This is a genomic window from Paenibacillus sp. P32E (assembly GCF_001909085.1).
Classification (GTDB): Bacteria; Bacillota; Bacilli; order Paenibacillales; family Paenibacillaceae; genus Paenibacillus_AQ; species Paenibacillus_AQ helianthi.
Map to the genome: position 1 here is coordinate 232,520 of NZ_LVYY01000057.1, position 12,776 is coordinate 245,295.

The following is a 12,776-nucleotide window of genomic DNA, read 5'->3' on the forward strand; positions in this document are numbered from 1 at the left end:
AGAGAACATAGGTACGCCACGCCATTATATGGTATAATATTTTACCGGGGGTGGATGGTGTGGCTAAACGAAGAAAGAAAAAGAAAAAAGCACTGCTGGGCAGTGTTTTAAAATATGAAATCTACGGGATCATGCTGATTACAATATCCGTCATTGCATTATCCGGTGAAGCGGCAGTGGGACGCTCACTTTCCAATATGGCAGGATATTTATTCGGGAGATTCTATTTTGTGTTGCCGCTTGTCGGTATTTGTTATGGGTTAATGGTAATGATTCACAGAAAGTGGCCTTCTACGTGGAACAGCCGTCATTCCGGCGTACTTCTGTTGGTACTTTCCTTGTGTCTGATGAGTACGATTTCAGCAATGCAACAGAAATTGGGTCCATTATCGATGCTGCATCCTGGAAATGTACTGGCACAGATACAGAATGATTTGTCGGGTTCGCTCTCATCTGGTGTAAGCGGCAGTGATGTGTATATGTTGGGCAAGGACATTAGCGGTGGTTATCTTGGAGCACTAGAGTACGCAGCATTACTGTGGCTATTCGGCAATCTGGGAGCAAAACTGCTGATGATTGTTATGATGGCCATCAGCTTCATGCTGATTACGAATCTCTCTTATGTTGAACTGTTCACACTTCTGAGAGTCCGGTTAGTTAGGCTGGTGGAAGACATCCGCCAGAGAACGGCTAACCGCCCGGCAGCGGTTCCTGTGGCTGCCAGACCGGACAGAACAAGGAGGAGCGCTGTTCCTCAGCCTATCGAGGATGAGGATGAGGATGAACGTCAGCTCCCTAACCGAAACCAGCCGCAGTTCCTCAGAAGAATCGGAGGCTGGTTCAGTGGTGGATCAAGAACGGGACCTTTACCCGACGAAGGGCAGTCTGAGGATTCTAACAATGGAGATGTGGTGCTGACTGGTACACATACGGACCCCATTCTGTCAGGCTTGCCTGCAGGAGATGTATCCTATCTGGACGACGATGATGATTATCTGGGTGATGATGTTGAGCCGGCAACTCCAATTATTCGTGATTTCTTTGAACATATCCGGACTGAAGGTTTGAATGCGGAGGATCGTGAAGAGTGGAGTGAGTTCTCGCCAGCAGCGCGTAACGGAACGGTCAGGGAGGCCAATGCCAATTCACCAGCACCTTTACAAAGCAGCGTTGCGTCTGTGGAAGGCGCCTTGTCCGCAGAAGAACTGGCACTGGTTGAGTTGAATGGTCTGCTGGACTCCTCTGAGGGCGGAGAGCCTGTTCCGGTACCGCTCCCGCCTCCGCCGAAGCCTTACAAGTTGCCTTCGTTCCGGCTTTTGGCCAAGCCTAACAACGGTGCCAAGGCTGGTGACCAGAACGATTACATGCAGACGGCCCGCAAGCTGGAAGCTACATTGGAGAGCTTTGGCGTAAGAGCGAAGGTGCTTGAGGTCGTAAGAGGACCAGCAGTTACACGGTATGAGATTCAACCGGATATTGGGGTCAAGGTTAGCCGTATAGTTAACCTGACCGATGACATTGCGCTTGCTCTAGCTGCCAAAGATATCCGAATGGAAGCACCGATTCCCGGCAAGTCAGCTATTGGGATTGAGGTGCCTAATCCCGAAGTGTCGATAGTAACGATGCGTGAGGTTATGGAAACCCAGATTTTCCAGGATGCTGAATCCAGATTGTCGATTGCCTTTGGACGTGATATTTCGGGCCAGACGATTGTAGGCAATTTAGCTAAGATGCCCCATTTGCTGGTAGCGGGGGCAACAGGTTCAGGGAAATCGGTCTGTATTAATGGTATTATCACCAGTATTCTGTATAAGGCTAAACCCAATGAAGTTAAGTTTCTGATGGTTGACCCTAAGATGGTTGAGCTAAATGTATATAACGGGATTCCTCATCTGCTCGCTCCTGTGGTCACAGATCCCAAACGTGCAAGTTTGGCCTTGAAAAAGATTGTAGTCGAAATGGAGAAAAGATATGAGTTGTTCTCCAAGTCGGGTACACGCAATGTGGAAGGCTACAATAATCTGATGAAAGATAACCCTGCAGCGGTATTGCCATACATTGTAGTGATTGTGGACGAGCTTGCGGATCTAATGATGGTCGCGGCGAACGATGTGGAAGATGCGATCTGCCGTCTGGCGCAGATGGCACGTGCAGCGGGTATTCACTTGATTATTGCCACTCAGCGTCCATCAGTAGATGTCATCACAGGGCTTATCAAAGCTAACATTCCTTCCCGTATCGCGTTCGGTGTCTCCTCCAACGTGGATTCACGTACCATTCTGGACATGCCGGGAGCAGAGAAGCTGCTGGGCCGGGGAGATATGCTCTTCCTGCCAATGGGTGCATCGAAGCCGATCCGCGTTCAAGGTGCTTTTATGAGTGACCAGGAAGTGGAGACTATTGTTCAGTATGTCAGCAGTCAGGGTGAAGCTAATTACGATGAATCAATTGTCCCTGAGGTAGATGATACAGTGATGGGAGAGGATGAGCCGCAGGATGAATTGTATGAGCAAGCTGTTCAGATTGTGCTCGAAGCGAAGCAAGCCTCGGTATCGCTGCTCCAGCGGCGTATGCGTGTCGGCTATACTCGGGCAGCACGATTAATTGATGCCATGGAAGCCAGGAGTGTAATCGGGCCATACGAGGGCAGCAAGCCCCGAGAGGTATTGATGTCAATGGAACAGTATCAGCACAACCGGATTAGTTCTTAGATCTTGTAAGTGGATTTCCGGGACGAAGCCTCTTCCTTAAATGGAAGGGGCTTGTTTTATTTTCTTTACTGTGAGAATCAAGGGAAGCAGTATCTTTATTGAAGATCTTTCTTAATGCATAGGATGCCCTGCCAGTCGTCATAATAACTTTAGCCATCCATGCTGAACTTACAAGAGAAAGGTAGAGCGATCCCAATGAAAAAGCACAAGCAGTGGATATTTGCCGTACTAACCCTTGCATTGGCAGCTGCTCCGTTTACAGGTTTACTTTATAAAACCAATGGAGCAGTTTACGCTAATCAGAATAATAACGCATCTGTAATGATGGAAAGCACTTTGTCGGAGAAAGAGGCATTGCCGGCATTCGGAACAGTTCCGCTTAGAGTGGGCTCTTCTGGACAAGATGTCTATGAACTGCAGGGAAGGTTGAAGCATCTTGGATACTATGACGGAGCCATAGATAGTCAATTCGGGACAAAAACCAAGAACGCAGTAACCTGGTTCCAATGGAAATTTGGCATAGAAGCAGACGGCATAGTCGGTGCAAAAACAAAGCTGAAGCTGTATAATGCCACCAAAGCCTGGAAGCCAACAGAAGCGTCAACGAGTACTGCCCAAAAGACCGGAACCAGTGAAAATACCGGCACTTCGAATTCAGCCGAGTTGACATCAGGGGATGCAATGGGCTTATCGGAGAATGATCTCAAGATTATGGCAAATGCGGTATATGGAGAATCGCGTGGCGAACCCTTTGAAGGACAGGTGGCCGTAGCTGCAGTCATCCTGAACCGTGTGAAATCACCAAACTTTCCAAAGACGCCTTCCGGTGTGATTTTTCAGCCGGGAGCCTTCACGGCGGTTGCGGATGGACAGATTTATCTAGAGCCTAATGAACAGGCACGCAAAGCCGTGCAGCAGGCACTTAACGGGTGGGACCCTTCGGGTGGCTGTATTTATTACTTCAATCCGAAAACAGCTACTTCCAAATGGATTTGGTCCCGTCCGCAGGTAAAGACGATCGGCCAGCATATTTTCTGCATGTAGCCGTTAGGCAGCATAATGTCGGGCCATTCCGTATAAAAAGGACCTATGAGCAACCGGTAACCTGCTTCCGGTTGCTTCCTTACTTTGGAATGGTTTAGAATGGATAATACTTCATAAACTTGTTGTATAGAGAGTGAACTTAAGAATAGAGATTGCCAACATTATTAAGTTCAGCAATGTATAGCAGTTATTCCCGCCGCAAAGGAGTTTTGGACTTGACAAATACTGGATTTCAACATGGCAGCGCTGCAGGAATGCGTATTCACGTGCTTCCAACCAAGGCGTTCAAGACATTCGCCATCTCGCTCTATGCCGGCATTCCGCTTGACGAAAGTACGGTTACAAAAACAGCGCTGGTACCTTTTGTGCTCCGAAGAGGTACTGCGAATTATCCTGAAACCACTCAGTTCCGTGAACGTCTGGAGGAACTGTACGGTGCCGGATTTGGCTTCGATATTTATAAAAGAGGGGATTATCAGATCGTCCAGTTTCGTATGGATACGATCAATGATTCCTTCGTCCACAGCAAGGAAAGCCTGCTGGGAGAATCGTTCGCGTTTCTCGGAGATGTGCTGACGAAGCCTCTGCTCGAGGAAGGGAGCTTCCGTGCTTCTTATGTAGCCACTGAACGCGAAACTGTACGCAAGAAGCTGGAAGCCATCGTCAACGATAAAATCCGGTATGCGGCTGAGCGCTGTATTGAGGAAATGTGCCGCAAAGAACCCTACCGGCTTCACCCGCTGGGTCAAAGAGCTGATCTGGACAGCATTACCCCTGAATCCCTATATCAGTCCTATAATTCCTGGCTGGAGGGAGCCATTCTTGATCTGTACGTGGTAGGTGACACTACTCCAGAGGAAGTGGAGAAGCTGGTCAATCGTCATTTCGGCCGTGCTCATGGCGAGACTGCAGCGTATTCCTCCAACTTTACACCGGTATCGGTAACAGAGGTCCGCACTGTGGAAGAGAAGCTCGATGTCAATCAGGGCAAGTTAAATATGGGGCTCCGCACCTCGATTACCTACAAGGACGACCTTTACGCTTCTGCACTTATGTATAACGGCATTCTGGGAGGCTACCCCCACTCCAAACTGTTTGTGAATGTGCGTGAGAAAGAGAGCCTGGCCTATTATGCATCCTCGCGCTACGACGGGCATAAGGGCATTGGAACAATTCAATCGGGGATAGAGACACAAAATTACGACAAAGCTGTAGAGATTATCCGTAAGCAGCTGGATGAACTGAAGACTGGGAATATCAGTGATCTGGAGCTAAGCCAGACCAAAGCCATGATCCGTAATCTGCTCTCTGAAATTCAGGATTCAGCGTTTGAGATGATTTCCTTTGACTTTAACCGCCAATTATCCGGAAAAGAACGCTCAGCCCAGGAGCTCATGGTCCAGGTGGACAATACGGGTATGGAAGATGTTAAGGCTGCGGCGGGCACCTTTGAACTGGATACGATCTATTTCCTGACAGGGAAGGAGGAATAGCGGTGGAAAAGATCCATTACGAGAAACTTCAAGAAACGCTGTATCACGAGGTTATGGATAACGGACTGCAGGTGTATGTGCTGCCGAAGCCTGCTTTTCTCAAAACCTATGCCACCTTTGCAACCAAATACGGTTCTGTGGACAATCATTTTAAAGTGGCCGGAGGAGAAGAAACAACCGTTCCTGACGGCATAGCTCACTTTCTGGAGCATAAAATGTTTGAGGAGCCGGAAGGTGATATTTTTGCTACCTTTGCCTCCAATGGAGCTTCAGCGAATGCATTCACAAGCTTTGACCAGACGGTCTACTTGTTCTCTGCAACGGAAAACATTGAGACGAACCTCAGTACGCTTGTGGACTTCGTGCAGCATCCGTATTTCACTGATGAGAACGTGGAGAAGGAAAAAGGCATTATCGGCCAGGAAATCAACATGTATGCGGATAATCCGGACTGGCGTGTCTATTTCGGATTAATCGAAGCGATGTATGCCAAACATCCGGTCCATATTGATATCGCCGGTACCATCGAATCCATTGGTACCATTACCAAAGAAACGCTGTATACCTGTTACAATTCCTTTTACCACCCCAGCAATATGCTGTTATTTATTGTGGGCGGTGTCGATCCGGAGAAGGTGTTTGAGTTGATCCGTACCAATCAGAGCCGCAAAGATTACGGCAAGCAGGGTGAAATCGAAAGAATCTTCGAGGAAGAGCCGGCACAGGTGGCTACTAAAGTGAAGGAAAGCAAGCTTGCTGTGTCTATGCCCAAGATACTTTTTGGCTTCAAGGAGAAGGTGGAAGGCTTGTCAGGGGAAGAGGCGGTGCGCCATGATCTGACGACCAAACTGATGCTGGACCTGCTGCTGGGCAGCAGTACAGGGCTCTACCAGAAGCTGTATGACGAGGAGCTCATCTCTGACAGCTTCGGGCATGAATTCAACAGTTCTCCGCAATATGCATTCTCAGCTATCGGCGGAGATACCAAGGACCCTGATCTGCTGCTTGAGCGGATAAAGGATGAAATCAACCATGTCCTGGAGTCTGGCTTTACGGAGAAGGATTTCGAACGGGCCCGCAAAAAGAAAATCGGAGGCTATCTTCGTATGCTGAATTCGCCAGAGAGCATTGCTCACGAATTCACACGTTATCAGTTCCGCGGAGGAGATTTGTTTGAAGTGCTTCCGCTTTATGAATCGATTACACTTGAAGAAGTTAACACTCGTCTGCGCTCGCATGTGGATTGGGAACAGCTCGCCGTATCGCTTGTGGTGAGTCCTTAATGGCACTTTCGGGAGAGAACAGCAAGCCAATAGGGGAAATGACGGTACTCGTTACAGGAGGCAGCGGGGGAATCGGCGGTGCCATTGCCGAGCGTTTTGCATCTGTAGGTATGAACATTGTCATCCATTACATGAACTCGCATGAAGCAGCAAATGATGTGGCCCGGCGCTGTATGGCGCATGGGGCCAAGGTATTAACAGTGGCTGCGGATATGAAAGACCGCAGCCAGTTAGTCCGCATGGCAGAAAGGCTGGAGAGCAGTGGGCTGCAGCCGGACATCCTCGTGAATAATGCCGGTAAGGCCCATTACGGGATGCTGGCAGACATCACTGAGGAAGAATGGGATGATATTATGGCGGTCAATCTCAAAGGCACCTTTCTGTGCAGTCAGATTTTTATGCCGTACATGGTGTCCCAACGCTATGGGCGGATTATTAATGTATCCTCTGTCTGGGGAATTTCCGGTGCTTCCTGTGAAGTGGCTTACTCTGCCAGCAAAGGCGGGGTGAATGCCTTTACCAAAGCGCTTGCCAAGGAGCTGGCCCCTTCTGGAGTAACGGTTAATGCTGTAGCGCCAGGAGCTGTTCATACGGCAATGCTTTCCAATCTGCAGGAGGAAGAGCTGCGGATGCTTGAAGAGGAAATTCCTGCGGGCAGGCTTGCTTCGCCCGAAGAAATCTCCTCTTTGGTCTATTTTCTTGCGCTTCCTGAATCCGGGTATATCACGGGGCAGATCATCAGTCCGAACGGCGGCTGGATTACCTGATGTTTGATCATGAGGCTGCTTGGAGAAATGCTCCAGCATAAGAATATCCCCGCGGAGACATATTATAGCTGTTGCTTTTAAATCTCACGTAACCCAAAACAATTTGAGGAGGATTTAAGATGTCAACAGACTCCGTAGTGAAAAACTTTGATACCTGGAAAAGCTTTCTGGGAGACCGGGTCATTCAGGCTGAAAAAATGGGGATGAGTGAAGAAACCATTTCCAAGCTGGCTTTTGAAATTGGGGAATTCCTCGATAAAAAAGTCGATCCCGGCAACTACTCCAACCGGGCGATCAAAGAGCTGTGGGATGTCGGCAACGAGGATGAGAAGCATACCATTGCTTCTCTTATGGTCAAGCTGGCGAAGAAAAACGCATAGCTCACGGAACAAGCTCCCCTCGCGGGAGCTTTTCTGTAATTATTACAGCAGTGACCTTGCCTTTCAATTTTATTTTATATATCATTAACATGACCCGTGTTCAGAACACTTTGCCGAAGCCGGCTTTTTTTGACGTATGGCGCAAAGTTAAGGGAAAAGGAATCTATGAGGTGTAACAAGTGGAATATAAACAATGGTACATGGAGTATAAGATACATAAGAACAGACCCGGTCTGCTTGGTGATATCGCTTCAATGCTCGGAATGCTGGAGGTCAATATCCTGACCATAAACGGGGTTGAAGGCAAGACCCGTGGTATGCTGCTGGAAACAAGTGACGATGAAAAAATCATGCTGATGGGCGAAATGCTCAAAAAGGTGGATAATATAACGGTTACCGCTCTACGTTCTCCGCGGCTTGTAGACAAGCTGGCGGTGCGGCACGGACGCTATATTGACCGCGACTCCGATGACCGCAAGACGTTCCGTTTCACAAGAGACGAGCTCGGGCTGCTTGTTGATTTTCTCGGGGAACTGTTTAAAAGGGAAGGGAATCAGGTTATAGGTCTTCGGGGCATGCCGCGTGTCGGTAAGACAGAATCGATCATCGCCGGCAGTGTTTGCGCCATGAAGCGCTGGACATTTGTTTCTTCCACACTTTTGCGGCAGACGGTACGCAGCCAGCTTGCTGAGGACGAAATGAATCCCCATAACGTCTTCATCATTGACGGCATCGTGAGCACGATCCGCTCCAATGAGAAGCATTATAGCCTGCTCCAGAATGTGATGAGCATGCCAAGTACGAAGGTGATCGAGCACCCGGATATTTTTGTGCGGGAATCAGAATACAGCTATGATGATTTTGATATTATTATCGAGCTGCGTAATAATCCGAACGAAGAGATATTGTACGACTCGTTCACGACGAGCTACAGTGATGATCTATAAACACACATAATTTAGGAGGTGATGGTATGTCGGAACTTGGCCGGCATTTGAAGGAGGCGCGTCTGCAAAAAGGGATGAGCCTCGATGATGTCCAGGAAGTAACGAAAATTCGCAAAAAATATTTAGAGGCCATCGAAGCGGAGGATTATAAAGTGCTCCCGGGAAGTTTTTATGTCCGGGCATTCATCAAAACCTATGCGGAGGCCGTTGGCGTGAATCCTGACGAGCTTATGGAGGAACATGGGAATGTACCTGCCGCTCCGGTAGATACCACAATGGAGACGGTCATTCAGAAGCGCAGCCGCAGACCTGAAACGGAACGGAATGCGAAGTGGCTGCCTACGGTTTTGATGTGGACCTTTCCTGTGATCATTATTGTGGTGATATATCTGTACGCCTCTTCCAATATGAATAACAAATCAGATCCCGACAAGACAGAGCCTGCCAACATAACCAGTGAAACACAAGATCCATCGAAGGTTGAGCCTTCGCCGACAGCTGTGGGGGGAGGAGCGGTCATACCTTCTGCATCGGCTGGAACAGACACTGGTAAGACTCCGGAGGCAACAATAGCTCCTTCAGCGACTCCGCTTCCATCGCCATCCTCTCAGGAGGTTACGGTCACACAGGACAGGAAATCCGGTAAAACAACGGTGTATAAGGTTTCTGCCCCTGCCGGAAGTGCGGTTCAGGTACAGATTGCTGCGACCGGAGTGAGCTGGCTTGAGGTATACAAGGGCGAGAATTCCAAAGGAGAGAAGCTGAGCTTCGGCAATACTGCCGCTGGTGACAATATGAGCTTCACCCTTGACAGTGAAGGGATGTATATCAAATCCGGGTACTCTCCTGCTACACAGATCACAGTTAACGGACAGGTAATTACGGATGGCAAAACTTCATCCCGGCTTCTTCTGGAGCTGAATGACGGTTCGGCTACAGGTACGACTGGAGCACCAGACACCGGTACAACGGACACGGGTACAACGGGAAGTCAGGACACAACTGCTACTCAAGAGGGCACGACTACGGAATAGAGCGGCCCGGGTATAGACTTTGGCTTTTTGGAGAACCTATGACTGATTTACAGTTCTTACGCCAAAGTGAGGTGTATTCTCTCATGACCGTTAGCTGGATCGTAACAGGGCTGGGCATTATCGTCAGTCTCCTCGGATATTATCTGACACCGAGTGCCTGGGGTTATGGAATTCTGGGCTTTGGGCTGGCACATGTTCTGCTGGGGATTCTGGATATGTTCCGGGCTCCCTCACGCAGTAGACAGTAGCCCGCAAGCAGCGTCTCCCGAACCCTAAGATATGGGGAGTATCATCTGTGCATACAAGAATGGCTCCACTATGTGGGGCTGTTTTGTATGTCGGGTCCCCGCAGTCCTCCCATAATTAGACTTAAGAGATCCTTTCTCATATAATAGGAAAAGAATATTTGTAAACAAAGGAAGTGGATTTATGAGTTCTGAAAGTTCATTTGATATCGTATCCAAGATGGATATGCAGGAGTTAACCAATGCCGTTCATCAGACGGAGAAGGAGATTGATAACCGTTTTGACTTCAAAAACAGCAAAAGTAGTCTGAAGCTGGAGAAGGACGCACTTATCATCGCTTCAGAGGATGAATACAAGCTGAATGCCGTCATTGACATTTTACAGTCGAAGATGGTCAAACGCGGAATTACACTCAAGAATCTGGATTTTGGCAAAATTGAGCCTGCCTCACTGGGGTCTGTACGGCAGCGTTTGGGACTCAAACAGGGAATTGATCAGGAGAATGCCAAAAAAATCAACATTCTGATCCGTGATTCCAAATTGAAGGTGAAGAGTCAGATTCAAGGGGACCAAATCCGCGTAACCGGCAAAAGCCGTGATGATCTGCAGCAGATTATCCAGCTTCTACGCAAAGCAGATTTGCCGCTGGATCTGCAATTCAACAACTTAAAGTAAGATTTTGTACCCCGCACTGCTTGTGCTTATCTCGCCTGCGGGGTGCTTTGTGTTTTTTTTGACACTTACATAGGGCTATAATATACTTGCTAAGCAGTTTTTAAGAAAATAGTGGATTATCGGATTCGTATGGATCAAGGGAGGAACTTCTGTGAATTTGCCTAACCGCATTACGCTTGCCCGAATTTGCCTCATCCCGATTATGATGTTTTTTTTGCTGGTGAATTTCAGCTTTTATCCGGAACCGATTCATTGGGGCTCGTTCCAGCTCTCCATTAATCATCTGATCGCGGCAGTGATTTTTCTGCTTGCAGCCAGTACGGATGGAATAGACGGCTACATAGCCCGGAAATACAACATGGTCACCAATCTGGGCAAGCTTCTCGATCCCCTTGCGGACAAGCTGCTGGTCTCGGCTGTACTGATTTCCCTGGTAGAACTGGGCAGATGTGACTCTTGGATTGCTATCGTCATTATTAGCCGTGAGTTCGCTGTAACGGGCCTGCGTCAAGTAGCACTTCTCGAAGGTAAAGTGGTTGCTGCCAGCAAATGGGGCAAGATTAAAACTGTGATTCAGATTGTCGCTATTTCCCTTCTGCTGCTCAACAATTTCCCGTTTCAATTTGTCAGTATTCCTGTAGATGATATTGCGATCTGGGCAGCGGCAATTGTTACCATCTATTCAGGTGTTGACTATTTCGTGAAAAACAAAGATTTGTTGCAGCTTCACAACGCTTAATTGAACTGCACAACAGAATCATTCATTATGTACATTCAGGAGGAGAAAGCCAGCGATGAAAGCGGAAATTATTGCCGTCGGCACAGAACTTTTGCTCGGACAGATTGTAAACAGCAATGCACAGTTTCTTTCAGTAGAGTTGGCCGCACTCGGAATCGATGTTTATTTTCAGACCGTTGTTGGAGACAACAGCAGCCGTTTGCAGCAAGCCATCGAAATTGCCCGCAGTCGTGCGGATGTTATTCTGTTCACCGGCGGGATTGGTCCGACCGAAGATGATCTTACCAAAGATGCCTTAGCTGCATCCGTAGGCCGCGGTCTGCATATAGACCAGCTTGCCATGGACCATGTTCAGCGGTTTTTTGATGAACGCAAAATTATTATGACCGAAAACAACCGGAAACAGGCACTGATTATTGATGGAACAACACCACTCCCCAATGAAGCGGGGCTGGCTGTTGGTCTTGCTTTTTCCGATGGTGGAAAGTTTTACATTGTGCTTCCAGGACCTCCGCGCGAGATGAAGCCTATGTTCACAGGCCAGGCGAAGCCTTGGCTGCTGCAGCATGCCTTGACGGATGAAATGCCGATATACTCCAAAATGCTGAAGTTTGCCGGTATCGGGGAGTCGCTTCTTGAAGATAAACTGATTGATCTAATCCGGAACCAGAGCGATCCGACCATTGCTCCATATGCCAAGGAGGGTGAGGTAACGGTGCGTATCTCCACCAAAGCCCCTTCGGAGCGGGAAGCTATGGAGAAGCTGGAGGTACTTGAAAAGTCCATTCAGGAGATTCTGCCGGAGCACATGTATGCCAATATTAATGTGCCGCTTGAGCAGCTGATTGTGGATTGGATGGCAGATGCCGGCCTGACTTTGAGTGCGGCGGAGAGCTGTACAGGCGGCCTTCTAATGGAGAGCATTACAAATATTCCGGGCAGCGCGTCTATGTTCCTCGGAGGGATCGTGTGCTATTCCAATGATATGAAGAAGAAGCTGCTGAACGTGCCTGCAGCGCTGCTGGAGGGTCCGGAGGCCCCGGGCGCAGTCAGCCGGGAAGTAGCTGAGGTGCTTGCGGATCAAGTGAGAATGACCGCTGACAGCGACTTTGGATTGTCGGTTACTGGTGTAGCGGGTCCGGGATATTCCGAGCGCAAGCCGGTAGGGTTAGTATTTATCGGACTGGCTGAACGCGGCCGGCCTACGGAAGTCTATGAACTTAATCTTAAAGGCACTCGCGAAAATATCCGCCTGCGAACCGTCAAGGCTCTTTTATACCGTCTCTGGCGCAGGCTGGAGGAATGTAAGGTAGCTACACCGCTTGAAGGGTCAGCCTTGCAATAACCTTCCCGTCCGGTATATAATTTGTTCATACGGAAGAACCGTGGCACTGAGATATCTTTGCTGCGGTTTTTTGTTTTATTCTTATGTAATGAACTGCAGCCTGTCCCTGTAA

Annotated in this window: 12 protein-coding genes; all 12 read left to right on the forward strand. The window is 48.6% G+C overall.

Annotated features, from left to right (window positions below; genetic code table 11):
• Nucleotides 1–59 precede the first annotated feature (59 nt).
• The 12 genes from A3848_RS27340 to A3848_RS27390 all read left to right on the forward strand — a co-directional run bounded on the left by A3848_RS27340 (nucleotide 60) and on the right by A3848_RS27390 (nucleotide 12,664).
• Nucleotides 60–2,711 (forward strand): FtsK/SpoIIIE family DNA translocase, encoded by a 2,652-nt coding sequence (locus A3848_RS27340; protein WP_074088193.1) that lies wholly within the window; start codon nucleotides 60–62, stop codon nucleotides 2,709–2,711.
• Between the two features lie 195 nt (nucleotides 2,712–2,906).
• Nucleotides 2,907–3,755, forward strand: coding sequence for a spore cortex-lytic enzyme (gene sleB / locus A3848_RS27345; RefSeq protein ID WP_074088195.1), 849 nt, complete (start codon nucleotides 2,907–2,909; stop codon nucleotides 3,753–3,755).
• Nucleotides 3,756–3,970: 215 nt separating this feature from the next.
• A complete protein-coding gene (yfmF, locus tag A3848_RS27350) occupies nucleotides 3,971–5,248 on the forward strand; it encodes an EF-P 5-aminopentanol modification-associated protein YfmF (RefSeq protein WP_074088197.1) in 1,278 nt (425 codons plus the stop codon).
• 2 nt (nucleotides 5,249–5,250) lie between these two features.
• Entirely contained in the window at nucleotides 5,251–6,531 is a 1,281-nt protein-coding gene (yfmH, locus tag A3848_RS27355) for an EF-P 5-aminopentanol modification-associated protein YfmH (protein WP_074088199.1), read from the forward strand.
• Nucleotides 6,531–7,298 (forward strand): elongation factor P 5-aminopentanone reductase, encoded by a 768-nt coding sequence (ymfI, locus tag A3848_RS27360; RefSeq protein ID WP_074088200.1) that lies wholly within the window; start codon nucleotides 6,531–6,533, stop codon nucleotides 7,296–7,298. Before yfmH ends, ymfI begins: the two co-directional genes overlap by 1 nt.
• Nucleotides 7,299–7,417: 119 nt before the next feature.
• Nucleotides 7,418–7,678: a DUF3243 domain-containing protein gene (locus tag A3848_RS27365; RefSeq protein WP_074088202.1), complete on the forward strand. Its 261-nt coding sequence runs from the start codon at nucleotides 7,418–7,420 to the stop codon at nucleotides 7,676–7,678.
• A gap of 179 nt (nucleotides 7,679–7,857) precedes the next feature.
• Complete coding sequence (locus A3848_RS27370; RefSeq protein WP_074088204.1) at nucleotides 7,858–8,625, forward strand: DUF3388 domain-containing protein; 768 nt, start codon at nucleotides 7,858–7,860, stop codon at nucleotides 8,623–8,625.
• 26 nt (nucleotides 8,626–8,651) lie between these two features.
• Entirely contained in the window at nucleotides 8,652–9,659 is a 1,008-nt protein-coding gene (locus A3848_RS27375; RefSeq protein ID WP_074088206.1) for a RodZ domain-containing protein, read from the forward strand.
• An 83-nt stretch (nucleotides 9,660–9,742) separates the two neighbouring features.
• Nucleotides 9,743–9,907, forward strand: coding sequence for a hypothetical protein (locus A3848_RS32505; protein ID WP_167374677.1), 165 nt, complete (start codon nucleotides 9,743–9,745; stop codon nucleotides 9,905–9,907).
• Nucleotides 9,908–10,088: 181 nt separating this feature from the next.
• Nucleotides 10,089–10,580, forward strand: a complete 492-nt coding sequence (locus tag A3848_RS27380) for a YajQ family cyclic di-GMP-binding protein (protein WP_074088209.1) — start codon at nucleotides 10,089–10,091, stop codon at nucleotides 10,578–10,580.
• Between the two features lie 151 nt (nucleotides 10,581–10,731).
• Nucleotides 10,732–11,319, forward strand: coding sequence for a CDP-diacylglycerol--glycerol-3-phosphate 3-phosphatidyltransferase (pgsA, locus tag A3848_RS27385; protein WP_074088211.1), 588 nt, complete (start codon nucleotides 10,732–10,734; stop codon nucleotides 11,317–11,319).
• A gap of 55 nt (nucleotides 11,320–11,374) precedes the next feature.
• The gene (locus tag A3848_RS27390; protein ID WP_074088212.1) at nucleotides 11,375–12,664 is read left to right on the forward strand and encodes a competence/damage-inducible protein A; all 1,290 of its coding nucleotides are present in this window, start codon (nucleotides 11,375–11,377) and stop codon (nucleotides 12,662–12,664) included.
• The last annotated feature ends 112 nt before the right edge of the window (nucleotides 12,665–12,776 follow it).